This window comes from Metabacillus crassostreae, assembly GCF_016908395.1.
Taxonomy (GTDB): Bacteria; Bacillota; Bacilli; order Bacillales; family Bacillaceae; genus Metabacillus; species Metabacillus crassostreae.
Genome location: NZ_JAFBDU010000002.1, coordinates 444191 through 468097, shown reverse-complemented (window position 1 = coordinate 468097; position 23907 = coordinate 444191). Strand labels below are relative to the sequence as shown.

Sequence of the window (23907 nt, the reverse complement as noted above, 5' to 3'; positions counted from 1 at the left end):
AACATGACCATAAAATTAAATGGTGAATCAATCGAATTAACAGATGTAAATACAATTCAACAGCTTTTAGCTTATTACAAGCTAGAAGATCGACTAGTTATTGTTGAACTTAATCGAGACATTATTTTAAAAGATCAATACCAAGAAACAATCATTAACAATGGTGATGAAATAGAGCTAGTTCATTTTGTAGGAGGAGGATAACAATGTTAAAAATTGCGAACAAAACTTTTCAGTCTAGATTATTATTAGGTACAGGTAAATACCCATCATTTGAAATTCAAAAGGAAGCTGTGGCAAAATCAGAATCTGAAATTCTAACATTTGCTGTAAGACGAATGAATATTTTTGAGGAATCACAACCGAATTTCCTTGAACAGCTAGATGTTTCAAAATATACGCTTCTGCCTAATACTGCTGGTGCTAAAACAGCTGAGGAAGCAGTAAGAATTGCTAAGCTTGCCAAAGCATCGGGTTTGTGTGACATGATAAAGGTAGAGGTGATTGGCTGTGATCGCTCACTCTTACCTGATCCTGTGGAAACACTAAAAGCAAGTGAAATGCTACTTGAAGAAGGCTTTATCGTCTTGCCATATACTTCTGATGATGTAGTACTTGCTAGAAAGCTAGAAGAATTAGGTGTACATGCGATAATGCCTGGTGCTTCACCAATTGGTTCTGGCCAAGGCATTTTAAATCCGCTGAACTTATCATTTATTATTGAACAATCTAAGGTACCTGTTATTATTGATGCTGGAATTGGCTCACCTTCTGATGCCGCACTTGCAATGGAGCTTGGTGCAGATGGAGTGTTATTAAATACAGCTGTTTCTGCTGCAAATGATCCAGTTAAAATGGCTATAGCGATGAAGACAGCTATTGAAGCTGGAAGAATGGGTTATGAAGCTGGTAGAATAGCTAAAAAGGATTATGCAATTGCTAGCAGTCCTACAGAGGGAATGATTACTACTTAATGGAACGTTATTCAAGACAAATGCTCTTTTCGCCAATCGGAGAAAATGGGCAAAATAACATAAAAGCTAGTCATGTATTAGTTGTTGGTGCAGGGGCATTAGGAACAGCAAATGCAGAAATGATTGCAAGAGCAGGTATTGGTAAATTAACGCTTGTTGATCGTGATTATGTCGAATGGAGCAACCTACAAAGACAACAGCTATATATAGAAAAAGATGCAGAAAATCGTATGCCAAAAGCGATTGCTGCTAAGCTACATTTACAAAAAATTAATTCAGAAGTAGAAGTACAGGCATATGTTGAAGACGTTACTTCCACAAACATAGAAGATTTTGTTCAAGAAGTGGATGTCATTGTGGATGCAACAGATAATTTTGAAACAAGATTACTAATAAATGATATTTCATTAAAAAATAAAATTCCTTGGATATATGGTGGCTGCGTTGGTAGCTATGGTCTTTCCTTCACTGTGATTCCAAATGAAACACCCTGTCTACACTGCTTACTGAAACATATTCCATTTGATGGAATGACATGTGATACAGTTGGCGTTATTTCGCCAATCGTAAGCATGGTTGCTTCACACCAAACAACAGAAGTATTAAAGCTACTTGTAGGTGATGAAGAAAATAGAAGAAGTAAGCTTGTTTCATTTGATTTATGGAAAAATCAATATTCTTCAATTAATATGACACGTTTAAAAAATAACGCATGTCCAACCTGTGGCTCTGATCCTGTTTATCCTTATTTAACAGCTGAAAAGGGCACAAAAGCAGCTGTATTATGTGGAAGAGATACAGTTCAAATTAGACCAAGTGAGAACAAAAATATATCCTTTGAAAAAATTTCTGAAAGAGTTAAGCCACTAGCAGACGCATTTTTAGAAAATCCTTTTTTAATGTCGTTTACGTTTGGTGAGCATAGAATTGTGTTATTTAAGGATGGTCGCGCATTAATTCATGGAACAAAGGATATTGCGGAAGCAAAGAAAATTTATCATCGTTATATAGGGTAGGAAAGAAGGGAATATAAATGACTGTATCTCGTGCACTAACAATAGCAGGATCTGATTCAGGTGGGGGAGCAGGTATTCAAGCCGATTTAAAGACATTCCAGGAACTTGGTGTATTTGGCATGACAGCGATCACTGCTGTAACAGCACAAAATACACTAGGAGTTCAAGGGGTGTATCCATTATCTGTGGAAGCCTTAAAAACCCAAATTCAATCAATCGCAACAGACTTAAATCCACATGCAATCAAAACAGGAATGCTTTTTAATGCAGAGATGATTCAGTTAGTTTCAGAGCAAGTTAGAGAATATAACTGGGAAAATCTTATCGTTGATCCAGTTATGGTTGCTAAAGGTGGTCAGTCTCTGCTACTTGAAGAAGCGGTAGAAGCGTTAATTACCTCATTATTACCATTAGCTAAGGTGATTACTCCGAATATACCTGAGGCAGAGGTTTTAACAAGTATGGAGATCGTGACATTAGATCAAAGGAAAGCAGCTGCCAAAAAGCTCCATACACTTGGTGCTAAAAATGTCATCATTAAAGGTGGTCATGATTCTTCTAGAGAAACAGTTGTTGATTTACTTTTTGATGGGCAGTACTTTGAAGAGTTTATAGGATCAAGAAAAGATACAAAACATACACATGGAACAGGCTGTACCTATGCTGCTGCGATCACTGCTGAAATAAGTAAAGGTAGATCAGTATCAGAAGCTGTTTCAACAGCTAAAGCATTTATCCAAGCAGCAATTGAAGATCAATTAGGCATCGGCAATGGACATGGCCCAACAAATCATTGGGCATATAATAAAAAATTATCTTTGTAACTCTCGGGCATTATTAATAAACTTAAACTAAACTAGTATAATACTGACTCTTGATCCTAGGTGCAAATGTTATAGGTAGAAGACAGCATCTTCTCATAACCTCATTTGTAAGGATTGGAGTCTTTTTTTACTTCTTTCTTTAGTGGAATCTCTATTGAATACATTATAGTGGAATGGAGCGGAAGACAATTGACTTCCTCCCCGCGGAAAAAAAGCAATTGTCTGCAGCGAAATGAAACGAACTTATTACTTTAAAATAATTAATTTTTCAGACTTTATCTGTGTTTTTTCTTCAAATTTTAATAGCAAAATTAACGAAAACCTCTTTTTGAAATTTAATATTAAGACTAAGTATATGAACCCATTTAAAGGCAATTATGGATATTGAACTCACAGCACTGTACCTAGCATTAATGAGAAAACAAGGAATATTAACTGTACCATAAACTAAATAGCGATTTTTGATTTTTAGTGATATAATTATAACCAGGTACTAATAACATGTATTAATTTTAGGAGGCTGTATATGAATTTATCACTTAGTGGACGTAATATAGTGGTCATGGGTGTAGCAAACAAACGTAGCATTGCATGGGGAATTGCACGTTCTTTACATAATGCAGGAGCAAAGTTAATCTTTACTTATGCTGGAGAACGATTAGAAAAATCTGTTCGTGATTTAGCGGAATCTCTAGAGCGAAACGATTCACTTGTTTTACCTTGTGATGTAACAAATGATGAGGAAGTTAAAACATGCTTTACGAAGATTAAAGAAGAAGTAGGTGTTATACATGGCATAGCTCATTGTATCGCATTTGCTCATAAAGAAGAGCTTCAAGGAGAGTATTTAAACACAACACGTGATGGCTTTTTATTAGCGCATAATATTAGCTCATACTCATTAACAGCTGTAGCTAAAGAAGCAAGATCTCTAATGACTGAGGGTGGAAGCATTGTTACCTTAACATATCTTGGTGGAGAGCGTGTATTACCTAATTACAATGTTATGGGTGTTGCAAAAGCTTCACTAGATGCAAGTGTAAGATACTTGGCAAGTGATCTTGGTAAAGACGGTATCCGAGTGAATTCTATTTCTGCAGGTCCAATTCGTACACTTTCAGCGAAGGGTATTAGTGATTTCAATTCAATTCTAAAAGAAATTGAAGAGCGCTCACCACTTCGTCGTACAACAACACCAGAAGAAGTAGGAGATACTGCTTTATTCCTATTTAGTGATCTATCTAGAGGAATGACAGGGGAAAACCTTCACGTTGATTCTGGTTATCATATTTTAGCATAATGAGTTTTACTTGAATCTTTTTAATTGAACGAGCGCTCATTTCATGTGGTTTAGAAAATCACGTGAAAACGAGCGCTCTTTTTATTTTGGCTGTCAGCATTACCTTATTAAATCATATTACCTTCATTTACATATTGGTGATTGAAAGGGTACTTTTTTTACTTTAACGAACTTGCTTGCAGGCTGACGACTAATGACAATTCCATTTTGCGTAATAATAATCTCATCATTAATATCAGCTACAATTGATTTATGGCTTTGCTTTAAATTTACTAATTTCATGCATTGTTTTGCCACTTCATTAATAGTTGGAATCGGATTATTTGGTCGTGCAATAAAAAAGCCTTGTCCATATTCAATACCTAAATCCATGACCTTCTTCAATTCAGCCTCTGTTTCGATACCTTCAGCAATAATTTTACTATTCATTTTCTTGGCGAATGATACAAATGCTTCTAATATATTGGCTTTAACTGGATTGTTATCGATTCCACTTACAAGAGATCGATCAACTTTAATGTAATCAGGCATCAATTCTGATATTGATTGTAATGAAGAGTAGCCAGCACCAGCATCATCAACCGCAATTTGGAATCCTTGTTCACGATAGTGGTGCAACACATTGCGAAAAGCAGCGAAGTCACTTATCGCATTCCGTTCTGTAATTTCAAACACTACATTATTAGGATCGAGTCCATATTGCTTTAACAGAGAAATTGTATGACCAGGGTTAAATTTATCATCGTAAATAACTTGTGAGTTTAGATTAATAAATAATTTCTTATCTTCTAGTATTCCTTTACTTTCCTCAAAGGTACGTTCTCTAGCAAGCTTTTCTAGAGAGTATAATAAGCCTTCATTTTCTGCAAATGGAAACAAACGAGTGGGGCTATGAAAATAGCTATCAACAGGTCCTCTCGATAAAGCTTCAAAACCGAAGACTGCGTTTTTGCTATGAAAATGAACAATTGGCTGAAAGTAAATGGAAAGGTGTCTATTATGAAGTATGCTCAAGAATTCTTTTTGTAATTGAGCATCTAAATTGTTGTGTTCACTACTAACATTGTTCATATATATCTCCTTAAATAATCTGCGTAATTCGACAATAACAATTAATTGTTAAGGTAGCGTAAATTAATTGTTAAATTTTAGTTTTTATTATTCTATTACTAGCTTTGTACTAGCCATCAAATATGTGTGAGCTTATTTCGAAATTATGTTGAGTAAAATCAGACTACAAAGTAGTACAAGTATTATAGAGAAGAAACTTATAAAAAATAGGCACATTACCCAGTTTTACTGCATAACATACTGTGTGCGAACATCTTTATCATTGGAGGTAGTGAGATGAGAAATAATCAGAAGAATAAAGATTATAAGATGAAGCCACTAATGTATATTGTCCAGCCGGATAATCAAGATATTAATGTGAATATGCAATCTTTTGTAGTTAAGAAATCAAAATCAAAAGCAGTTATTGACACGAATCAGGTTGAAGGGGATTCACAGGTTAGAACCTTAGAAAAAGAGCCCTTCAAAGAAGAAATGAGTATACTCAACAATGAAGCAGAAACTGAGGAAGAAAATGATGTTGAAGTGAATGCACTAAATGAAACTAATAGCTTACAAGGTGAAGAAGAGCAAGATCAAGAGCAAACTGTTAAACAATATCGTAAACAAAGAAAACCTATTACTCAAATGAATATTGCTGAAAAGATTGAGTTCTTTACAAACCTTCCTAAAAATATGCCTAGAACATTGTGTCAAATTGAAACAACCGAAGATACTTACCGTGGCGTTATTATGACAGAAAAAGATCGAATTGTTACAATCAGATCTTTAACGCATGCTAAACCAATTGATGTACCATTTGAAAACATTAAATCGATAAATTTATTAGGATTTTAAAAGGAGTCTTTTTTCTAGGCTCTTTTTTGAGGATATTGATGTTTTTTTAATGCTACCGCTTAAATTAACGACCTTACAACAAAAGTATGCGAAAGTGATAACTAAAAAAGTTAGGCACTATTTCTTGTGCCTAACTTTTTTTACTAGCTGAAAAATTCATTCAGTGGATGCTATTGTCTTACTAACAAAGGTGATAAGCATTGAATTGCACAGAAGCAAGTAAGATCAACTTCAATACAATTTTGTGTTTTTACTAATTCTTCTACATCACAAATTTTTTCTGCATGATGACCATGACAATCTAATGGTAGTAATAGGCGTAATGTTGCACAACAGTCATTGATGTTTTCTACTCTAAAGAAACTTGTTTTAAAGCATTTTTTTGATCCTACATTTCCAAATGCATGAAAATGATCTCCTTTATCAGTTAACAAAATAAAGGGAATTGTATCTCCTAAAGTTTTCACTGGATTAAGAAGATTACTGTAACAACTCGTAGGGCATTTTTCACTAACCGCTTCTTGTTGATCTAGAATATCTTCAACAGCACTACATACACAATTCAAGTCTTTTTCTTTCATATTTTTCCCTCCTACTAACGTTCTTGCTATTAGTATAAGAAATTACTATTAAAATGGTGTTAGGTAGTAGCCTATTTTAGTGGAATTGATATATGTGCCAATAAAATTTATAAATGGAGATTCTAGGTTGATATTTTTCTTAAGTATTTTTAGAATTAAAGATTGCTCACATAATATAAAAAGAGAAGACTGCTGAATCTAATCAGCAGTCTTAAATTGTTATATTAACGACAGTGTTTATTGTCAGCTACACGGTCAACTAGCTCTGGTGATAAACATTGAATAGCACAGAAGCAGTCAAGATCTACTTCAATACAGAAGTCAGTTTTTTCAAGACCGAAGAATCCTTCATCACAAGGACTACATACGCTTTCTGTGTTTCCATCAACGTCTACTGGACGTAGAATTGATAATGTTGCACAGCAATCTTTTACCGCTTCAACACGGAAGAAGATTGATTGGAAGCAAGTCATATCATCTAGGAAGCCACCAACATTACCGAATGCTTTGAATAATCCACCTTTTTTGTCAAACAAGATAAAAGGAATTGTATCTTTAGTACCTGCTACAGGATTCAATAAATTACTGAAGCAGCTAGTCGGACAAGAGATATCTTCTACCGCTTCTTGTTCCGCTAAAATTTGTTCTACAGCTTCACATACACAATTGTTATCGAAGTCTTTTCTATCTTTGCAACCCATTATTAGCCATCTCCTTATTTAATAAATATTTGACTTTAGTCCTTAACAGACTATGTGGAAAATGACTAGTGTGTGTGGGTTATCGTCTAGATTCTTATAGAATCATTGGGAAGAAATTAGGTGAGTGCTGGTTTTCCTAGTGAATAAGGGGATGGATTTGCTATCAGATATAGAAAAGTGGGCTGTTTTTTTGGGGTGGTAGTTCTAAAAACCTTTATCTTTTAGAAAGAAATAACAATTTAAAACTAAAACAATACAAAGTATTTGAAAACAAAAAAAGCAGGGTGATACCCTGCTTCTTAAGTTAATTAAAGGATGTCGATATTTACAACTAATGCAATTAAGATTTGTAGTAAAACTTGCAGTGAAATTGCAACATCTGTATCAGTTGTTGTCACATTTACATCACGAGAGTTTTCGATGATTAATTTTTGTTTGTTTAATTGAGTTGTGTCAGTTTGTTGTAATAATTGTTGAGTAACTTGCTCAGCGCGGTTGCTGTCAGCGATTGTTAAGTTAATAACTAATGCAATTGCTACTTGTAATGCTACTTGTAGTGATACAGCTACTTGAGTGTCAGTAGAGTTAACTGTGATGTCACAAGAATCTCTAACAATAATTGTTTCAGAAGAGATTTGATCAGTTTCATTAACCTGGTCAGCTGATTGACTTACTGTTGCATCGTCGTTGAAGAAGTTGACGTTATTTCCAACAGCAGCCACCTCATCTTTTGAATAACAATCAGTTGGATGACAAGAATTACGATCTAAGGCTACCCATTCATATGGTCTTGCTTCCATTGTTTAATTCCTCCTTTCGGTTTACTTTTATTAAATGATCAAAATTCATTTTTGTATAAGTCACCTGTCTTGGTGATTTTGACCATTTTTGGTTTATTTGTCTTCCTTTTTCTTTTTAATCATGTCACGTAATGTTGTATTTTTCGATGTTTCTTCAACAGGCTCTTCCTTTTCCTGCTTTTGTTTAGATCCTTTAACAAATTCATCAACTTGTGCTTGAAGATCTTCGACTACTTTACGTAGCTGTGCTTTTTGTTCGTCAGATAATTTATTCTTCTTTTCTTCAGTAATGTTATTTTTGTTAAAAACATCTTGAACGAAAAGTTGCATCATTGTAGAAGAGATTTCTTGTAAATTTAATTTTTCATTAGACATTTTTTTCACCTCACATTTCATTTGAACCAGAAACAAAAACCTTCTAGTGCGATAAATAGTCTATTCAAATAAGCTTGTTATTGTTTAAAGAATGTCAATTTGTACTAACAATGCTAATAAGATTTGAATTAACACTTGTAAAGAAATTGCTACATCAGTATCTGTTGTTGTGATCGTAACATCGCGAGAGTTTTCGATAATAAGTTTTTGTTTATTTACTTGTTTAATAACTGAACTTTGTAAAAGCTGTTGAGTAACTTGCTCAGCACGATTACTATCGGCAATTGTTAGGTTAATAACTAAAGCAATTGCAACTTGAACCGCTGCTTGCAATGAAACAGCAATTTGCGTATCAGTTGAAGTGACATCAATATTGCAAGAATCCTTAATGAATATATACTCCTCTGAAGCTTGAACGGTTTCGTTTATTTGTACAGCATCTTGTGTTGATTCCTCTTTCTTACAATCTTCTAATGCTGACCATCTTTTTGTAGTCATGAACATTCACTCCTTTCATTGATTAGAGATAAAAAGGATAGCACAAGCACAGAACATTTTTATCCTCATGAAAAGGTATCTGAAAAAATGCTGATTTGTTTTGTGCTAACCTTTTACTTGTAGTTAATGCAAATTCCCTAGCTTTTGTTTGGGGCAAACATACAGGTTAGCACCCATTTTTCATATAAATGCTGATGGACGAACTCATAAAAGTTAAATAAGAAGCTAGTCTTATATTCTTAAGTGATTTCGTTTTTCATAAGTATATAGAGTTCCTAAAAGGAAGGGTGGGAAGTTATGGTAACAGGATTTCAATTTATTCTTTTTGGGTTTGCTACTTTTCGTTTAACGCGGCTTATTGTGTTTGATCAGATAACCTTGTTCTTACGTAAACCTTTTCATGATGAAATTGAGGAAGTGAATGAGGAAGGAGAGGTTGAAACTTATATAGAAATTAAAGGAACAGGACTTAAAGCATGGATTGGTGAACTACTAAGCTGCTACTGGTGTACGGGTGTATGGTGTTCAGCTTTTTTATATGGATTATGGATGGTTTGGCCACAGGGTACAGAGATTCTTATCATGATTCTGGCTATAGCAGGATTTGCTGGTCTCATTGAATCACTAACAAAAAAGTTGATAGATTAGGCCATTACCTTAGAAACAATTAATCCCTGCTACATAAAATGGGATATAGAAGCTGAAATTATCAATACTCTTAAGCTACCAGAATATCTAAAGCCTACTTTACAGACGATCTTAAATGAAATGTCCTCTAGTTTGGTAAGATTTATCAATATATAAGAAAAGGAAGGTGGGATGTTTGATGAATAAGGCTCGCTTGAATCCTTCCGTTAAAACGACTGACACGAACCAATCAGTTTCTGTATCAAGGCCAAAAAAAGTCAAAAAAAGTGGCTGTGGATGCGGGAAAAAAAAGAAACGTTCTTAATGTCATAAATGCTATTTTAGCTTCTAGCACTAAAGACTATATGAAAGGACTGATCATAACAGATCAGTCCTTTTAGTGTTATAAAAAGCTATATATATAATTTTGGTTTTTTCAGGATTTCCTTAGTTCTATTCACATTCTTCACTAATGATTGACATTCTTCAGAAAATTCATAAGGAATAACTTGCTGATAATCTGATGGTGGATTGATATCAACTTGGTTAGTTCGTGAATAATGACGGTCAATTGGAAGGTTACGATTATCAACTTGCTTGCCAACATGATTTGCTATGATACGGCCAAGCTGTCTTCCAAGTTTAAGCCCTTCATCATTATCTACAGGAAAATGAACCCCGCCATACAACCTTGATTTTGCATTTGTTTTAGCTACGGTATGAATTTTACCTTTTGCTCCTGGGAAGAAGTAACTTAGGACTTCCTCTGCACAGCCAGCAATTGTTGCATGACCTGAAGGATAAGTTGGATGACGTGGAGTACAAAGAATTGTTTCTAAATTTGGGTTATATTGATTTGGTCTTGCAACAAGCCATTTGTACTTTAAATCCCAGGCAACAATGAAAGCATCGTTAATTGCTGCTTCAGTAATAGCTAATATTCTAGCTGCATGAGGAGCAGACACACCGTATGAATCTATTAGTCGATCAATTACTGGTGTCCATTGCTTTGTTGCGACACCTGTTCCATAGTATTTAGCAATGTCTATTTCCTTGTTTGTGATGTTTTCAAGAACGTCTTCAACCTTTACTAATTGCTTTTCCCAATTGATTTTATCTGGATGAGTGATATTCAAGCGTATCTTACGATTATTTGGATCTGAGAATGTACCATCTTCATTGTTTTTTAGAAAAAATGGAACCCAAGAGCCTGCATGTGGTGCTTCTCCATTTCTTGGAGCATGCCGTTCACCAGCATATGGGTGTTCATCCCATTTAAAATAGTCCATCGATAAACCTCCTTTATAAACGATTAATATACTCTATGGAAGAAATAGACAATAGGTAAAGGCAAATGCACTAGAATAAGAAAATAACATAATTTTACAAGTGATGTGTATACTAAAAAATATTTGAATTTGCTATATAAGGAGTAAGTTGATGATGCCAGAGTGGGTTGAAGTTATTATAAGATCAATCTCAATTATTTTTGGATTATTTTTAATAACAAAGCTTTTAGGAAAAAAGCAATTATCGAAGTTATCTTTTTTTGAATATATTACTGGTATAACTGTTGGGGATATTGCTGGAACTCTTTCAATGGATATTGAATTAAATTTAGTAAATGGAATTTCTTCAATTTTGATATGGTCTCTTTTTCCACTCATTATTTCAATTTTTTCGTTAAAAAGTAAAGGCTTCCGAGATATTGTAGAAGGAAAAGCGACAACATTTATTCAAGATGGCAAGATATTGGAAGGAAATATGAAAAAAGAAAAGTATAGTGCAGATGAACTTCTTGAGCAACTGAGAAAAAAGGATATATTTCAAGTATCAGATGTAGATTTCGCTATATTTGAAACGAATGGTGAACTAAGTGTTTTATTAAAAAAAGAAAAACAACCGGTTAAATGGGAAGATATGTTTAATAAAAAAGTTAAATTCTATGAAAGACCAATAACAATTATTTCGGATGGGACATTTTTGGAAAATACCATTTACGAGGCTGGCTATAGTCTTGACTGGGTAAGAGAAAATCTGCAATCAAGAAAAAAAGATGTGAAAGATGTTTTTTTAGGTCAAATTGATTCTTCTGGTGGAATATTTTTAGATTATTATCACGACCATTTAGAAATTAAGAAGGAGAAGGAAAATGGAGAAAATTGAGCTGTTATTTAATGGTTGGATCCAAAATATTTATCGTCAGCATGAAAGATTACAAGGAAATGAAGATCAAAAACTAAAGATTAAAGATTTTGAGCTGGAAAGTATCGATTCAACAGCGAAATCCTTTGAAGAGAACATGGAATTTACTGCAAGTGAAATGGAGAAATGGTTAATAAAAAATCAACTAGATAAGTAATTAAAAAACATTGTTAATTTCAATTACAGGCATTAAGTTTTCCACTTGTTGTTTATTTTCTTATTCGATAGGTAATCTGTCCAAACCATAAAACCTTTTTTATCATAATGTATAGTGATGATATGCATAGGAGGTGCTTAGCACATGGGTTACGGTTACGCAGGAGCAGGATACGCAGGTGGCGGTTATTATGGTAACAGCTTCGTATTAATCGTTGTATTGTTCATTCTTTTGATCATCGTTGGTGCTTCTTACTATAGCTAAATTTCAAAATGAAAATGCGGACCTAATTTGTCCGTATTTTCGTTTTTTATACATTCTGTTATGAAAATATTGGGGAATTATTGTTGATTATCCTTGATGGAGATGGATTTACATGAAGTATCTCTTCAACTTAAAAAATTTATAATCACATTTTTTATAGGAGTTCATAGTATATATCATGAATTAAGGAGGCGGGAAAATGGATAGCAAATTCTTTAAAAACCTTGAAGGCAAAACTGGTGTTAATATGAATGATGTTTTATCTTTAGCTAACTCTTTACAAGGTGCAAACTTTCAAGATGAAAAAACAGTACGTGGAGTTATTCAACGAGTATCTCAAATTGCTAACAAACCAGTTTCAAAAGAAATGGAAGACAAAATTGTTAATTCAATTGTAAATGGTAAAGAAAAATTAGATTTTAATACAATTTCAAAAATGATGAATAAAAAATAAGATATCAAACTTATTTTCATAGTTTCATATCTATAAAGTAGGAAAAATGGTGTTAACTCAGTTGAGTTAACACCATTTTGATATTGATCTAAAGTAATGGCCTTAGAAAACGAGAAGCTGTTGCTTTTCTGCCTCGTCTATTTAAAGGACAAGAAATATATAAATGTTCTTTTGCTCTAGTCATGGCAACATAAAGTAAACGTCTTTCTTCTTCCAAAAATTCATAGTTTCCTTTTCTTGCAGATTCTAATGAAAAATCATGTGGAAGTGAACCATCAACTGCCCCAACGATATAGACATATTTGTATTCAAGACCCTTTGCTCGGTGAACCGTCATCAATTGGACTCCTGTTTCATACGAACCACCCTTTAAAGCACGTTGTGTGGAAATCATATGATCTATGTGTTGGAGGAATTCCTCGACGCTAAGAAACTTCTTAGCTACAACTTTTAAATCATTTAAATCATCTGAACCCTTATCCATTGAGTTCCCTTCATTACCTTGTTTCTTTAAATAGTCATTAAAACCTAATTCTTTTTCGATAATAGCTATTGCGATAGCAGGTTTTTCAGTTTTTAAAGAGCTCATTCGAGGAATGATTTTTTTAATTTTAGATATTTGAAATGCAGGAATACCATTTACATGTAATAAAGCATCAAGAAGAGAGCAATCATGTAAGATCGATAAAGCTTTCACATCATTTAACGTGCTTTGCTTTAAAAAGAGGGCTCTAATAAATTCTGTGATGGCATCTGTATCATCTGGATTTACACTTAAGCGTAAATAAGCAAGAACACCACGAACCATTTTGCGTTCATAAAAAGAGTTCTGACCTTTTTCAATTGTAAAAGGAAGACTTGATGTAACAATTCTCTCGAATACTGCTCGTCCACCTGTATGTGTTCGATAAAGCACAGCAAATTCATCAGGATTTGCACCAAGTTCAATTTTTTCTTTCATATCATTTATGATTAAAGTTGCTTCTTCTTCTTCATCATAAGGAAAAAAACAAATAGGTGATGTATCTGACTGATACTGAGCAATCATTTTTTTACTTAATCTTTTTTTGTTTTTTGAGATCACTTCATTAGCTGTAGACACAATATGGTGATCAGATCGATAGTTTGAAGAAAGTGAGATAATTTTAGCATCAGGAAATTCTTCTTTGAAATTAAGAATAAAAGAGGGCTCACTTCCTCTGAAGCTATAAATCGTTTGATCATCATCTCCGACTCCACAAAGATTGTTTGTATGACGTGACAACAGCTTCATTAAATTGTATTGTACAGGATTAATATCTTGAAATTCATCGATTAAAAAATAGTGAAATCTCTTCTGATAGGCTTCTAATAATGTGTTATTTTCTTTTAACATGTCATAGCATTGAACAAGCATATCATCAAAATCAAATTGCCTGTGTTTCCGCTTTTGCTCCTCATATTCCTTAAATAACGTTAAAGCGGTCTCTTCCCAATCATCAGCAGGCTTTATCTCATCAGGGGTTTTCATAGTATTTTTCCAATACCCTATTTGTTGAATAGCTTGATCAAAAGGAAAATCCTTTTCATCAATGCTTAATTCTCGACATGCTTGTTTTAAATAATTTTCCTTTTGCCAGTCCCATTTTAATAAATTTTTCCCATTCCATTTATCACTATTGTGGTGAATAAGCATTTTATAAAAAATACTATGAAAAGTACCAATCACTAGCTGATTGAGTTCAGTGTTTGAGTTTTTGCTGTTTTGTGTTAAACGATCCTTCATTTCTCGCGCAGCTTTTGCTGTAAAAGTAACAAGCATAATTGATTTAGGATCAATTTCTTTTTCCTGCATCATATATAATGCTCTAGTTGTAAGTACACGTGTTTTCCCACTACCTGCTCCAGCTAAAACAAGCAAAGGTCCATCTATCGTTGTAACAGCTTCTTTTTGTTCGTGATCAAGTGGAATCCCAAGAAGCTGTGATGGTGTTTTTATTTTTAAAGAAACTGGTGCTCGACCTTTTATCATTACAGGTTTCTGCCACGTTGGTTCCTTTGTCTTTTCAACAGTGCCAATGCTTCTCGCTTTAGGAATTCGGAAGCCATTTTCATTGTAGTAATCATTACTGATTTCTGTTTCAGTCATTTCTTTAGCTTTAGAAGGTTTTTCAATGAGTTGTTCTTGACACTTTTTATTGAGATCCATATTAGAATGATAGAAATGAGGTGATTTGTTGATCCCTAAATACATTTTTATTGGTTGCTTGCACACTGCGCATGCTATATCATCTTTTAAACTTGCTTCATATACTCTTTGATAATCTTCACGAGGTAAATGTAGCAAAGAAATAATTTGACCATTAAAAAATGCAGAATTCAAAAGCTTCACCTCCCATAAAATAGAAATAATTAACGTATATGTATAGATAAGAAAGTAACGATATTCTTATCACATTGATTAAGCGACAAATTCTATCTTAACAGAATCAATGATGATCGAAAAGATAAAATTATGATGGTTAACTCTCCAAAAAAAGGGGTATATAAAATTAAGAGGTGATTTTTATGGGTTATATCTTACCGATCCAGAATGATACGTATACTCAATACGTGAATCGAACTGTTTCTGTACAAAATCATTATTCTCATATATTACCAACAACTGCTGTACAGAAAACGACAGATCATGAAGAAGAAGAGACAAGAGAAAGTAAGTCTAATTTTAAAGAAATTTTACATGAGAAAATGAAAACCTCACAAAACATTGCACCTTATACAGGAAAAGGAAATCTTTTTAACGAATATGTATAATTCAGAAGTAATTTCCTACTAAATGAGGTTGTAAAATGATCATAAATTCAATAAATAATTGTTGTTATTATTTTCAAGGTGCAGTAAACATTGGTTATGTTAATAGTGGAGAAAATGGTCTATTAATTGATGCTGGAATTGATAAAGCAACAATGAAAAAGGTACTAAAAATATTGAAAGAGAATGAGTTACCAGTTACGTATTTATTTATCACACATGCACATGCTGATCATTATGGTGGAGCAGCTTATTTGCAAAATACAGAGAATATTTATACATTTGCACCAGCCATTGAAGCAGCAATACTAAGAAATCCACTATTGGAACCTTTATATTTGTTTCAAGGAAACATGCCATTACCAGAAATGAGAAATAAGTTTTTAGAGGGAGAACCAATTGTTGTTGATGAAGAGGTTGCAGAAGGGTATCATGCGTTCGGTGATAAAAAATTTCAATGTATTGCATTACCTGGTCACAGTATAAATCAGTTTGGTGTAATAATAGATGAAGTTTTATATGCAGCAGATGCCTACTTTAGTGAAGAACAGCTACATAAGCATAAAATTCCTTTTATTATCGATGCTAAAGCTACATTAAACTCATTGAATCTTATAAAAACGATAGAGTGTGTTGGGGCTTTACCAGGACATGGTCAGTATGAAACAGCATTTCAAGAAACAGTAGAAGCAAATATTACATATCATCTTGAAATCCTAGATTCTATTCAATCTATAATTGATGAACAAAAAGAAGAAGGTATTTCACACGAAAACGTAATAAGTTTAGTATGTGAAAAGTGGTTAGTAGAATTGAAGAATATTTCAATGTGGATGTTATTTAGAACAGCTATTACTTCATATGTCACATACCTTGTTTCAGAAGAAAAAGTTGAATTGTTTATTAGTAATAATAAATTGCGGATTAAATCAAAATAAAAGTGAGGGTTTCAAACCCTCCTAATTGGCTACTCATTGAAAGGTTTGAATAAATAACCCTTCTCCCTCAAGCCATTCAGCATAGAAAACATCCTTTGTATCTTTAATTTTTTGCTGTTGCAGCTGTTTTTCTAACCAATCAAAATTAAAACCAGCATCTGTTAAATTTTCATTTAATACATTTCCATCTGTAATAAGAGTAATAGGGATATATACTTCTTTTTGATTGATATTTAAGTCATCTTTTGTAGGTGTTTCATACTTTGCTTTCTTTAATACGCTAACAGTTCCATCTGTTTCAAGTACTGCATATTCAAGCTCTCGAATAGAGAAGACACTTTTTGATCTTATTAAATGCTGGAGCTGATTAATATCCAATTTACTTTTCTTCAAGCTTTCTCTAAGTATTTTTCCCTTTTGAATAATTATTGTCGGCTTTCCTTCTAAAAACCCTCTCGTTTTGCTCCATTTTTGTGTGATTATTTCTAATGTGAAAATGAGCAGTCCCCAAATAAAAACAGCATATAAGATTCTGGCTATGCCAGTTTCATCATCAAATATTGCATTTCCAACAAGTTCACCTAGCACTAGAGCAGAAATAAAATCAAATGTTGTGATTTGTGTAATTTGAGTTTTTCCTAATACTCTTGTTATGACAAAAAGTGCACAAAAACCGATAATCAATTCGATTGTGATTTGACCATATTCCATCTAAAACCCTCCGTATTGTTTACCATGCATTTATGATTTTCCAATGTCCGGTTTTTTATACTGATATTTTAGCTGGGTATGTAGTCATTAACTATTTTGATGCTAAATATCATTAGCATTTTATTGGTTAGAGTGAATATTTGAGGATCTTTTTAGAGAGGTGTGTAAGAGGAGATTACGGACTCTTGCGCCGAAGTTACGTAAAAACATTGTCTTTACTGAAATCAGCAAATGGTTTATTGCCAACAAAAAAAAGCTAACGCAAGGTTAGCTTTTTTGTTTAATTACAATGTTTAACCATCGTAACATGAGGGATGCCAGCATCCATAAATTCTTCTGAAACAACTTCATAACCCAGTTTGTTGTAAAATAGGATAGCATGTGTTTGAGCATTTAACTTAAGCTTTTTAACACCTTGCTTTGTTGCAAGCTCTTCTAATTTAGTGACGATGACTTTACCAACACCTTTTTTACGTGCTGATTTCATTACACAAATTCTTTCAATTTTACCGTAACCATCGACAATTCTAACGCGTCCTGCTCCAGAAGGTTGATGATCATCATATAAAACAACATGTGTTGCTTCATCCTCATGTTGATCAATTTCTTCTTCTAGAGGAACTTGTTGTTCATCTACAAAAACTGTTTTTCTTACAAAGTATGCATCTTCTAGTTGTTCGTTTGTTGTAACTTGTTTTATTTCCAATTATTCGCTTTCCTTTCCAAGTAAAAATGTCTCATGAACGGTCCAAGAACCGTTATCTAGTTGATAGAGAAGGTGGAAGCGGTCAATTACTTCCTCATGATGAATATCTAGCATCTTAATACTACCAAGTACGTCAGAATGCTCATCATCTGATAGATTTTGTCCTATTGTAATATGTGGGACAAACGCATATTCTGGTTCACTGCTTAATGCACCAGTATGAAGGCGTTCATGTAGCTCTTGCATTTCATTTGTAGGCTCAACTTTTAAGTAAATAACATTATTAACAGGTGAAAAAGAGCTTACTTTTTTAATTTCAAGATGTAACGGTTTTGATGTTTTAGCTGTTTGACGGAGCTCTTTTGTAATTTGTTCTAGATCTCCTTCTTCTGCATCAAATGTTGACTTTAATGTAACATGTGGTGAAACTAATGCATAATGCGGATCATATCTTTTACGATAAGAGTTGACTAAATCTTGTAATTTCTTCGATGGAAAAAGGGCAATTCCGTATTTCATGCCATTCCCTCCTAGACATTTCATATAATGTTAGTATATCAAATTTTATAAAATAAACATATTTAAAGCAGATGAATCAATAAAATTTTAGGGAATTGTCTATTCAAACATTTCTTTTAAAATTGGAGTTAGAGCAGGCTGCCAATACTTCCAAGTATGATCACCATCAAATTCCTCATAAATATATGAAAAACCCTTTGTTGAAAGTACATCATTTAATGTTCTATTTGGTGAAATAAAATCTAAAACTTCGCCATCAGTTGTTTTAACATTAGTTTCTTGTTTACCTATTTGATGATAAATGCTCGGTCGAGATGCTGAAGAGAAGTTTTTCACAGCTTGTAAAACATCTTCATTAACATATGGAGATTGTAAAATCAGTTTTCCAAATGTATTTGGATAAGCTAAACCGGTAAGAAGAGAAACTGTTGCTCCAAGTGAATCACCTATGAGAGCACGACCATAGCCGATTTGATATGTAGGAAATTCTTTATCAAGATAAGGAACAAGTTCATGTGCTAAAAATCTAACGTACTTAGAAAACTTTGCTCCATCCGGATGGTATTTGTCACGACGATCATTTACATCATTATAAGGTATACCAACGACAATCACATCTTCAATTTCTTCATTCTTCATTAATGCCTCAACCTGCCTGCCAACACGTCCAAGGCGGAAATAATCCTGCCCATCCTGTGCGATAAGCAAACTGTATTTATATAGAGGAGAATAATTCTCTGGAAGATAAACAAGCAATGTTAACTCTTCCTGTAATGAATTCGAATAAAAAGTATGCTCTTTTACAATACCTGTTTGTTTGCTCATGATAAACCTCCTTAGAAGTAAGCGCCAATGCAGTGGATATCATAACTAAAATGAAATCCCTTTCTATTTTATCCGATTATCAACTGACAGTAAAACCATACGCGGTTATTTCATTAAAAGGACATCTTTACTGCTATAATAGTACCTTTTATGCGATAAAAAAATGTTTACAACAGATATTTAAGTCAATTATCATCAATCCTTCAGAAAAGAGCCTGTAAAAAGACTTTTTGAATTTATATCCTTTTCTTAAAAATTATTGATACAAAATTTGGTTTACGGGTTTCGACATTTGAATTTTAAAAAGGTATGCTAATTGATTCCACCTTAGTGGAATGGAGCGCAAGAAACTTGACTCCTGCGGGTGCAGAGGAAAGGTCGAGACCCCACAGGCGTAGCCGAGGAGGCTCGACTTCCTCCCCGCGGAAAGCAAGTTTCTGGAGCGAAATGAAACGGACTCGATACTACCTACAAAGAGGAACTGTCTATATTAATAGACAGAAAAATCAATCATTATCTTAAACGTTTTAATAGAGTAGAAAAAGGGAATAGTCTAGTAAACCTATTAAAAAGTGAGAGGAGAATCACAAATGAAACAAACTACTAAAAAGAAAGTGGTTGCATCCGGAGTTGCTTTATCAACGATAGGTGTTACTTCATACGTACTTAAAGATCAATCAAGAAAAGATAAACTAGTAGACACATTGAAAGCAGTAAGAAACAAAGTTCAAAATATGTTCCGAGACAGAGACCAAGAGGTATTAGAAAAAGCAGGACATCCACACCCCCATGATATTGAAGATAATAAAATGGTTTCAGAGGGTGCAGCATTTGCAGTAAATTATTATGACGAAAAAGAAAAATAATCATGAATTTTAACTGATAATAAGCAATATATAAATTTCTCATTAAAGACGCTCAGAGATTCTCTGAGCGTTGTTTTTATGATCAAATAAATCCTTAATGAATATTCAAACAATAAACAAAAGCATTGACTTTTTTCTAATACTTTATATAATAATCATATTAATCCGATAAAAAAGATATGAATTATACTGAAGCGGGTGAGAGCAATGTTTTTATCTATTAACAATGTAACGAAACAATTTAAAAACCGTGATAACAAAGAAGAAACGGTTTTAACCAATATAGATTTACAGGTAAAAGAAGGAGAGTTTGTGTCCATCTTAGGACCATCAGGTTGTGGGAAATCTACATTACTTTCCATTGTTGCAGGTTTAACACCACAAACATCGGGAGAGCTTGTACTACAAGGCAAAACACTAAAAGGTCCAGGAAAAGAACGGGGAATGGTTTTTCAACAAGCAGCTTTGTTTCCTTGGTTAAGTGTTGAAGAAAATGTCATGTTTCCACTACGCAAAGAGCTTTCAAAAAAAGAAGCACAAGAAAGAGCGAGTAAATATTTATCTCTTGTGCAATTAAGTCCTTATACAAAGCATTCTCCACATGAATTATCAGGAGGAATGCAGCAGCGTGTATCAATTGCCAGAGCACTCGCTATGGACCCTGCATTATTATTAATGGACGAACCATTTGGTGCTTTAGATGAACAAACACGTTCAAGATTACATGAAGTGTTAGAGGATGTCTTTTTAGAAACGAAAAAAACAATTTTGTTTGTTACACATAGTATTCATGAAGCTTTGAAGTTATCTGATCGAATTGTTGTGATGGGAACTCAGCCTGGAAGAATTGTCGATATTATCGAATTGAATTTTCCAAGACCACGTGAAAAAGCTCGTGAAGAACTTTTAGTATATGAAGAAAGAATTAAAGCTTTATTAAAAACAGAGATCGATAAAGTAATAGAAAAGGAGAAACAGTATGCAACCCGTCGTTAAACGAATACTTTTTTATGGAATTCTGCTAGCTGTTTGGCAGGTTGCTGTAACAGTACTTGATGTTTCAGTATCTTTACTGCCTGCTCCAACAGATGTTTTTTCATCACTATATACTGGATTTCTTGATTTAACACTTGTTTATGATTTAGTTGCCAGCTTTAAACGATTGGTAATTGGTTTATTAATTGCATTAGTTTTAGGACTTATTTTAGGTGTCTTTTTAGCAAAATCAAAAACTGCTGATGAAACAATAGGATCATTAATCATTGCGTTGCAATCTGTTCCGAGTATTGTGTGGTTGCCACTTGCGATTATGTGGTTTGGTTTAAATGAGGCAGCGGTTACGTTCATTGTTGTTTTAGGTGCTACATTAGTTATGACGATTAATGTAAGAACAGGTATGAAAAATGTACCACCTCTTTTTATAAAAGCAGCCCAAACAATGGATTATAAAGGATTACGTTTATTTTGGAAGGTAATGTTTCCAGCATCAATTCCTTATATAGTAACTGGAACAAGACTTGCTTGGGCATTTGCTTGGAGAGCTTTAATGGCTGGTGAACTATTAAGTACCGGACCAGGACTTGGATATAAGCTGAAATTTGCCTCAGACTTTGGAGATATGAGCTTAGTTATCGCCATTATGATGATGATTATGGTTATTGGAGTTATTGTGGATTTATTATTTTTCCAACGAATTGAGAGAAATGTAATGAAAAAATGGGGTTTAGATACCTAACAACGGAGGGTTTTACAGATGAAAAAAGGTTTATTATTAAGCTTAATATCAATACTATTTGTAGGAATTTTAGCAGCATGTGGTACAAAGGAATCAGCAGGATCTAATGGAACTGGTGGTAAAGAAGAGATAGTTATCGGCTACTTCCCAAATATTGATCACGTTCCTGCAATGATTGCAAAGGAAAAAGGATATTTTGAAGAAGTATTAGGAGAAAACGTAAAAGTAACTTATAAAACATTTCCAGACGGTGCTGCTTTTATGACAGCATTAAAAACAGGTGATATCCATGCTGGTCTTGTAGGTCCAGGACCGGTAATGAATAATTTTGCAAATGGTGCAGATGTGAAAATTATTGCTGGAGCATCTTCAGGTGGAACAGTTGTCGTAGCATCTGAAAAAAGTGGTATTCAGTCTGTTAATGATTTAACGGGAAGAACATTTATTACGCCTGGAGTAGGCTGCACACATGATGTTCAAATGGAAACATTTCTTCAAGAATTAGGTATTACTTCAGCACGTATCGGTGGGACGTTAAAGCATGTAACAGGTAATCCAGCTCAGTATGGTGCTATGTTTGAATCAGGGAAAGTTGATCTTGCAGCTGTTCCAGAGCCTTGGGCATCACAGCTTGTAAACGATGGTGCAAAGATCATTGTCGATACAGATGAAATTTCTTATGGAACAACTCTTCCTAATACAGTTTTAGTTACAAGTGGTAAATTAATTGATGAAAATAAAGAATTAATTGCAGATATAGTGAAAGCTCATGAAAAATCAGTTTCATTTATAAATGAAAATCCAGAAGAAGCTCGTGAAATTGCAATCAACTCAATCAAAGATATTACAGATCAAGATTTAGATCCAAAAATTGTTGAAAGTGCATGGGAACGTGTAAGCTATACAACAGAAGTGAATGCTGATGTTGTTCAAGAATTTGCAAATTCATCTTTTGAATTAAAATTCCTTAAAGAAAAACCAGAATTCAGTGATCTTATCGACACTCAATTCTTAACGAAATAGGTTTTAAGAATGATAAAAAAATCACTTATCATGATCATTGCTGTTCTAGCATTGATAGGCTGTTCACAGTCTATCAATCTAGAAGAGCATTTTTCATTAAATGGAACAGTTGAGCCACTCAAAGCAGTAAATCAGGATGGTGAAGCTGTTGAACTTATAGAAGATTATAAAGATCAGGTTTGGCTCTCTACGTTTATTTTTACCAATTGTGATACAGTTTGTTCACCAATGACCGCACATATTGCCACATTGCAAAAGCAATTGCAAGACGAAAAACTCGATGCAAAACTTGTTAGTTTCACAATTGATCCAGATCATGATTCCCCAGAAGTGTTAAAAGCTTTTGGAGATCAATTTGGTGCAGATTATCGTAATTGGAGCTTTTTAACGGGATATAGTCAACCTGAAATCGAATCCTTCACAAATAAAAGCTATATTGCTCCTGCAGCAAAATTGGAAGGATCGAATCAATTTGTTCACAGTACATCTATCTACCTTATGAAAGGTAATAAAATACTTGAACAATATGATGCTGTATCAGAGGTACCATATGAAAAAATAATCAAAGATATCAAACTATTGAAATAATTCATTGCAATCTTTACTACAATAAGGTAAAGTAGTGAAATAGTACTTTAACAATTTCATATATTTTCTTATCAAGAGAGGCAGAGGGACTGGCCCTATGAAGCCTCAGCAACCGGTTCAAAACGAGTGAAGATTTGGTACCGTTGATATTGCTAAGTTCGGAAAAGTTAAAATTAGTAAGTTTTTTACAGCACGACTGATAATGAAACATGAAGCGAACAAATCGATTTTGTTTGTTCGAAGCATTTTTCATTATCAGTCGAAGGCTTGCAAAGCAAGCCGTTAGCAAGCGATAGCTTGCTTGCTGAAAAAACTAACACAATACTAATTTAAATGATTCCGAAACAAAACATAGTATCAACAAATCTCCAACACCAAACAAAAACTTCCACGAGTGCCAAGGTGCTAAATCCAGCAAGCCAACATCAGCATTTTTATGCTTGAGAGATAAGAAGGAGCACACTTATAATCACAGTCTTCTTCTTAACGAGGGAGACTTTTTATTTTGTGTTTAACCAACAT

31 protein-coding genes and 1 riboswitch are annotated in these 23907 nt (G+C 33.7%); of the genes, 19 read left to right on the top strand and 12 right to left on the bottom strand.

Translation table 11 applies throughout. From position 1 onward, the window contains the following. Positions 1–3: 3 nt before the first annotated feature. From thiS to fabI, 5 genes are all read left to right on the top strand, one after another. Complete coding sequence (gene thiS, locus JOC75_RS09880) at positions 4–204, top strand: sulfur carrier protein ThiS (protein WP_204953889.1); 201 nt, start codon at positions 4–6, stop codon at positions 202–204. Beyond that, the gene (locus JOC75_RS09875; RefSeq protein ID WP_204954219.1) at positions 201–974 is read left to right on the top strand and encodes a thiazole synthase; all 774 of its coding nucleotides are present in this window, start codon (positions 201–203) and stop codon (positions 972–974) included. The genes thiS and JOC75_RS09875 overlap by 4 nt, the downstream gene beginning before the upstream one ends. Further along, positions 974–1990 (top strand): thiazole biosynthesis adenylyltransferase ThiF, encoded by a 1017-nt coding sequence (locus JOC75_RS09870; RefSeq protein WP_204953888.1) that lies wholly within the window; start codon positions 974–976, stop codon positions 1988–1990. Before JOC75_RS09875 ends, JOC75_RS09870 begins: the two co-directional genes overlap by 1 nt. A 17-nt stretch (positions 1991–2007) precedes the next feature. Further along, positions 2008–2814: a bifunctional hydroxymethylpyrimidine kinase/phosphomethylpyrimidine kinase gene (gene thiD / locus JOC75_RS09865; protein ID WP_204953887.1), complete on the top strand. Its 807-nt coding sequence runs from the start codon at positions 2008–2010 to the stop codon at positions 2812–2814. A gap of 526 nt (positions 2815–3340) precedes the next feature. Next, positions 3341–4114, top strand: a complete 774-nt coding sequence (gene fabI, locus JOC75_RS09860) for an enoyl-ACP reductase FabI (protein ID WP_204953886.1) — start codon at positions 3341–3343, stop codon at positions 4112–4114. Between the two features lie 123 nt (positions 4115–4237). On the opposite strand, the gene JOC75_RS09855 is transcribed toward fabI, so the two are convergent. Continuing rightward, positions 4238–5185 carry an EAL domain-containing protein gene (locus JOC75_RS09855; RefSeq protein ID WP_204953885.1) on the bottom strand — a complete coding sequence of 316 codons (948 nt, stop codon included), beginning with the start codon at positions 5183–5185 and terminating at the stop codon, positions 4238–4240. Between the two features lie 276 nt (positions 5186–5461). Here JOC75_RS09855 and JOC75_RS09850 point away from each other — a divergent pair, with 276 nt between their 5' ends. After that, on the top strand, positions 5462–6022 hold the full coding sequence (locus JOC75_RS09850; RefSeq protein ID WP_204953884.1) for a CotO family spore coat protein: 561 nt from the start codon (positions 5462–5464) through the stop codon (positions 6020–6022). Between the two features lie 170 nt (positions 6023–6192). On the opposite strand, the gene JOC75_RS09845 is transcribed toward JOC75_RS09850, so the two are convergent. From JOC75_RS09845 to JOC75_RS09825, 5 genes are all read right to left on the bottom strand, one after another. After that, a complete protein-coding gene (locus JOC75_RS09845) occupies positions 6193–6603 on the bottom strand; it encodes a CotY/CotZ family spore coat protein (protein ID WP_204953883.1) in 411 nt (136 codons plus the stop codon). A gap of 224 nt (positions 6604–6827) precedes the next feature. Beyond that, a complete protein-coding gene (locus tag JOC75_RS09840; protein WP_204953882.1) occupies positions 6828–7304 on the bottom strand; it encodes a CotY/CotZ family spore coat protein in 477 nt (158 codons plus the stop codon). Between the two features lie 308 nt (positions 7305–7612). Beyond that, positions 7613–8104, bottom strand: coding sequence for a spore coat protein (locus JOC75_RS09835; protein WP_204953881.1), 492 nt, complete (start codon positions 8102–8104; stop codon positions 7613–7615). A gap of 93 nt (positions 8105–8197) precedes the next feature. After that, complete coding sequence (locus JOC75_RS09830) at positions 8198–8479, bottom strand: hypothetical protein (RefSeq protein ID WP_204953880.1); 282 nt, start codon at positions 8477–8479, stop codon at positions 8198–8200. A gap of 84 nt (positions 8480–8563) precedes the next feature. Then, positions 8564–8977: a spore coat protein gene (locus JOC75_RS09825; protein ID WP_239589391.1), complete on the bottom strand. Its 414-nt coding sequence runs from the start codon at positions 8975–8977 to the stop codon at positions 8564–8566. A 297-nt stretch (positions 8978–9274) separates the two neighbouring features. Here JOC75_RS09825 and JOC75_RS09820 point away from each other — a divergent pair, with 297 nt between their 5' ends. After that, positions 9275–9625: a DUF1360 domain-containing protein gene (locus JOC75_RS09820; protein ID WP_204953878.1), complete on the top strand. Its 351-nt coding sequence runs from the start codon at positions 9275–9277 to the stop codon at positions 9623–9625. 178 nt (positions 9626–9803) lie between these two features. Then, positions 9804–9929: a hypothetical protein gene (locus JOC75_RS24240; RefSeq protein ID WP_275580289.1), complete on the top strand. Its 126-nt coding sequence runs from the start codon at positions 9804–9806 to the stop codon at positions 9927–9929. 88 nt (positions 9930–10017) lie between these two features. Here the strand turns inward: JOC75_RS24240 and JOC75_RS09815 are convergent, their stop codons facing one another. Continuing rightward, positions 10018–10893: a vanadium-dependent haloperoxidase gene (locus tag JOC75_RS09815; protein WP_204953877.1), complete on the bottom strand. Its 876-nt coding sequence runs from the start codon at positions 10891–10893 to the stop codon at positions 10018–10020. Between the two features lie 154 nt (positions 10894–11047). Here JOC75_RS09815 and JOC75_RS09810 point away from each other — a divergent pair, with 154 nt between their 5' ends. From JOC75_RS09810 to spoVIF, 4 genes are all read left to right on the top strand, one after another. After that, on the top strand, positions 11048–11770 hold the full coding sequence (locus JOC75_RS09810) for a DUF421 domain-containing protein (RefSeq protein ID WP_204953876.1): 723 nt from the start codon (positions 11048–11050) through the stop codon (positions 11768–11770). Then, positions 11757–11966, top strand: coding sequence for a hypothetical protein (locus tag JOC75_RS09805; protein WP_204953875.1), 210 nt, complete (start codon positions 11757–11759; stop codon positions 11964–11966). Before JOC75_RS09810 ends, JOC75_RS09805 begins: the two co-directional genes overlap by 14 nt. A 144-nt stretch (positions 11967–12110) precedes the next feature. Beyond that, positions 12111–12230 carry a YjcZ family sporulation protein gene (locus JOC75_RS09800; protein WP_204953874.1) on the top strand — a complete coding sequence of 40 codons (120 nt, stop codon included), beginning with the start codon at positions 12111–12113 and terminating at the stop codon, positions 12228–12230. Between the two features lie 199 nt (positions 12231–12429). Next, on the top strand, positions 12430–12684 hold the full coding sequence (spoVIF, locus tag JOC75_RS09795; protein WP_146948914.1) for a sporulation-specific transcription regulator SpoVIF: 255 nt from the start codon (positions 12430–12432) through the stop codon (positions 12682–12684). An 88-nt stretch (positions 12685–12772) separates the two neighbouring features. On the opposite strand, the gene JOC75_RS09790 is transcribed toward spoVIF, so the two are convergent. Continuing rightward, positions 12773–15046 (bottom strand): ATP-dependent helicase, encoded by a 2274-nt coding sequence (locus JOC75_RS09790; RefSeq protein ID WP_239589390.1) that lies wholly within the window; start codon positions 15044–15046, stop codon positions 12773–12775. 185 nt (positions 15047–15231) lie between these two features. On the opposite strand from JOC75_RS09790, the gene JOC75_RS09785 reads away from it, so the two are divergent. Together JOC75_RS09785 and JOC75_RS09780 are read left to right on the top strand one after the other, a co-directional pair. Continuing rightward, positions 15232–15477, top strand: coding sequence for a hypothetical protein (locus JOC75_RS09785; protein ID WP_204953873.1), 246 nt, complete (start codon positions 15232–15234; stop codon positions 15475–15477). 35 nt (positions 15478–15512) lie between these two features. Beyond that, positions 15513–16412 (top strand): MBL fold metallo-hydrolase, encoded by a 900-nt coding sequence (locus tag JOC75_RS09780; protein WP_204953872.1) that lies wholly within the window; start codon positions 15513–15515, stop codon positions 16410–16412. Positions 16413–16445: 33 nt separating this feature from the next. Here JOC75_RS09780 and JOC75_RS09775 read toward each other — a convergent pair whose 3' ends face one another. The 4 genes from JOC75_RS09775 to JOC75_RS09760 all read right to left on the bottom strand — a co-directional run bounded on the left by JOC75_RS09775 (position 16446) and on the right by JOC75_RS09760 (position 19173). After that, positions 16446–17123 carry a DUF421 domain-containing protein gene (locus JOC75_RS09775; protein WP_204953871.1) on the bottom strand — a complete coding sequence of 226 codons (678 nt, stop codon included), beginning with the start codon at positions 17121–17123 and terminating at the stop codon, positions 16446–16448. A 280-nt stretch (positions 17124–17403) separates the two neighbouring features. After that, the gene (locus tag JOC75_RS09770) at positions 17404–17829 is read right to left on the bottom strand and encodes a GNAT family N-acetyltransferase (protein ID WP_204953870.1); all 426 of its coding nucleotides are present in this window, start codon (positions 17827–17829) and stop codon (positions 17404–17406) included. Continuing rightward, positions 17830–18348: a YjcG family protein gene (locus tag JOC75_RS09765; protein WP_204953869.1), complete on the bottom strand. Its 519-nt coding sequence runs from the start codon at positions 18346–18348 to the stop codon at positions 17830–17832. 99 nt (positions 18349–18447) lie between these two features. Then, a complete protein-coding gene (locus tag JOC75_RS09760; protein WP_204953868.1) occupies positions 18448–19173 on the bottom strand; it encodes an alpha/beta hydrolase in 726 nt (241 codons plus the stop codon). A gap of 590 nt (positions 19174–19763) precedes the next feature. Here JOC75_RS09760 and JOC75_RS09755 point away from each other — a divergent pair. The 5 genes from JOC75_RS09755 to JOC75_RS09735 all read left to right on the top strand — a co-directional run bounded on the left by JOC75_RS09755 (position 19764) and on the right by JOC75_RS09735 (position 23385). After that, positions 19764–20039: a hypothetical protein gene (locus JOC75_RS09755; RefSeq protein WP_204953867.1), complete on the top strand. Its 276-nt coding sequence runs from the start codon at positions 19764–19766 to the stop codon at positions 20037–20039. A 207-nt stretch (positions 20040–20246) separates the two neighbouring features. Then, positions 20247–21035 carry an ABC transporter ATP-binding protein gene (locus JOC75_RS09750; RefSeq protein ID WP_204953866.1) on the top strand — a complete coding sequence of 263 codons (789 nt, stop codon included), beginning with the start codon at positions 20247–20249 and terminating at the stop codon, positions 21033–21035. Next, entirely contained in the window at positions 21019–21774 is a 756-nt protein-coding gene (locus tag JOC75_RS09745) for an ABC transporter permease (RefSeq protein WP_204953865.1), read from the top strand. Before JOC75_RS09750 ends, JOC75_RS09745 begins: the two co-directional genes overlap by 17 nt. Before the next feature lie 18 nt (positions 21775–21792). After that, on the top strand, positions 21793–22797 hold the full coding sequence (locus tag JOC75_RS09740) for an aliphatic sulfonate ABC transporter substrate-binding protein (RefSeq protein ID WP_204953864.1): 1005 nt from the start codon (positions 21793–21795) through the stop codon (positions 22795–22797). 9 nt (positions 22798–22806) lie between these two features. Then, the gene (locus tag JOC75_RS09735; protein WP_239589389.1) at positions 22807–23385 is read left to right on the top strand and encodes an SCO family protein; all 579 of its coding nucleotides are present in this window, start codon (positions 22807–22809) and stop codon (positions 23383–23385) included. 65 nt (positions 23386–23450) lie between these two features. After that, positions 23451–23564, top strand: a riboswitch (SAM riboswitch). The last annotated feature ends 343 nt before the right edge of the window (positions 23565–23907 follow it).

What these genes read in the sequence shown, in the direction of transcription:
- thiS (WP_204953889.1), top strand. Translation starts at nt 4, where the DNA reads ATGACCATAAAATTAAATGGTGAATCAATCGAATTAACAGATGTAAAT.
- JOC75_RS09870 (WP_204953888.1), top strand. Translation starts at nt 974, where the DNA reads ATGGAACGTTATTCAAGACAAATGCTCTTTTCGCCAATCGGAGAAAAT.
- thiD (WP_204953887.1), top strand. Translation starts at nt 2,008, where the DNA reads ATGACTGTATCTCGTGCACTAACAATAGCAGGATCTGATTCAGGTGGG.
- fabI (WP_204953886.1), top strand. Translation starts at nt 3,341, where the DNA reads ATGAATTTATCACTTAGTGGACGTAATATAGTGGTCATGGGTGTAGCA.
- JOC75_RS09855 (WP_204953885.1), bottom strand. Translation starts at nt 5,185, where the DNA reads ATGAACAATGTTAGTAGTGAACACAACAATTTAGATGCTCAATTACAA.
- JOC75_RS09850 (WP_204953884.1), top strand. Translation starts at nt 5,462, where the DNA reads ATGAGAAATAATCAGAAGAATAAAGATTATAAGATGAAGCCACTAATG.
- JOC75_RS09845 (WP_204953883.1), bottom strand. Translation starts at nt 6,603, where the DNA reads ATGAAAGAAAAAGACTTGAATTGTGTATGTAGTGCTGTTGAAGATATT.
- JOC75_RS09840 (WP_204953882.1), bottom strand. Translation starts at nt 7,304, where the DNA reads ATGGGTTGCAAAGATAGAAAAGACTTCGATAACAATTGTGTATGTGAA.
- JOC75_RS09835 (WP_204953881.1), bottom strand. Translation starts at nt 8,104, where the DNA reads ATGGAAGCAAGACCATATGAATGGGTAGCCTTAGATCGTAATTCTTGT.
- JOC75_RS09830 (WP_204953880.1), bottom strand. Translation starts at nt 8,479, where the DNA reads ATGTCTAATGAAAAATTAAATTTACAAGAAATCTCTTCTACAATGATG.
- JOC75_RS09825 (WP_239589391.1), bottom strand. Translation starts at nt 8,977, where the DNA reads ATGACTACAAAAAGATGGTCAGCATTAGAAGATTGTAAGAAAGAGGAA.
- JOC75_RS09820 (WP_204953878.1), top strand. Translation starts at nt 9,275, where the DNA reads ATGGTAACAGGATTTCAATTTATTCTTTTTGGGTTTGCTACTTTTCGT.
- JOC75_RS24240 (WP_275580289.1), top strand. Translation starts at nt 9,804, where the DNA reads ATGAATAAGGCTCGCTTGAATCCTTCCGTTAAAACGACTGACACGAAC.
- JOC75_RS09815 (WP_204953877.1), bottom strand. Translation starts at nt 10,893, where the DNA reads ATGGACTATTTTAAATGGGATGAACACCCATATGCTGGTGAACGGCAT.
- JOC75_RS09810 (WP_204953876.1), top strand. Translation starts at nt 11,048, where the DNA reads ATGCCAGAGTGGGTTGAAGTTATTATAAGATCAATCTCAATTATTTTT.
- JOC75_RS09805 (WP_204953875.1), top strand. Translation starts at nt 11,757, where the DNA reads ATGGAGAAAATTGAGCTGTTATTTAATGGTTGGATCCAAAATATTTAT.
- JOC75_RS09800 (WP_204953874.1), top strand. Translation starts at nt 12,111, where the DNA reads ATGGGTTACGGTTACGCAGGAGCAGGATACGCAGGTGGCGGTTATTAT.
- spoVIF (WP_146948914.1), top strand. Translation starts at nt 12,430, where the DNA reads ATGGATAGCAAATTCTTTAAAAACCTTGAAGGCAAAACTGGTGTTAAT.
- JOC75_RS09785 (WP_204953873.1), top strand. Translation starts at nt 15,232, where the DNA reads ATGGGTTATATCTTACCGATCCAGAATGATACGTATACTCAATACGTG.
- JOC75_RS09780 (WP_204953872.1), top strand. Translation starts at nt 15,513, where the DNA reads ATGATCATAAATTCAATAAATAATTGTTGTTATTATTTTCAAGGTGCA.
- JOC75_RS09775 (WP_204953871.1), bottom strand. Translation starts at nt 17,123, where the DNA reads ATGGAATATGGTCAAATCACAATCGAATTGATTATCGGTTTTTGTGCA.
- JOC75_RS09765 (WP_204953869.1), bottom strand. Translation starts at nt 18,348, where the DNA reads ATGAAATACGGAATTGCCCTTTTTCCATCGAAGAAATTACAAGATTTA.
- JOC75_RS09760 (WP_204953868.1), bottom strand. Translation starts at nt 19,173, where the DNA reads ATGAGCAAACAAACAGGTATTGTAAAAGAGCATACTTTTTATTCGAAT.
- JOC75_RS09755 (WP_204953867.1), top strand. Translation starts at nt 19,764, where the DNA reads ATGAAACAAACTACTAAAAAGAAAGTGGTTGCATCCGGAGTTGCTTTA.
- JOC75_RS09750 (WP_204953866.1), top strand. Translation starts at nt 20,247, where the DNA reads ATGTTTTTATCTATTAACAATGTAACGAAACAATTTAAAAACCGTGAT.
- JOC75_RS09745 (WP_204953865.1), top strand. Translation starts at nt 21,019, where the DNA reads ATGCAACCCGTCGTTAAACGAATACTTTTTTATGGAATTCTGCTAGCT.
- JOC75_RS09740 (WP_204953864.1), top strand. Translation starts at nt 21,793, where the DNA reads ATGAAAAAAGGTTTATTATTAAGCTTAATATCAATACTATTTGTAGGA.
- JOC75_RS09735 (WP_239589389.1), top strand. Translation starts at nt 22,807, where the DNA reads ATGATAAAAAAATCACTTATCATGATCATTGCTGTTCTAGCATTGATA.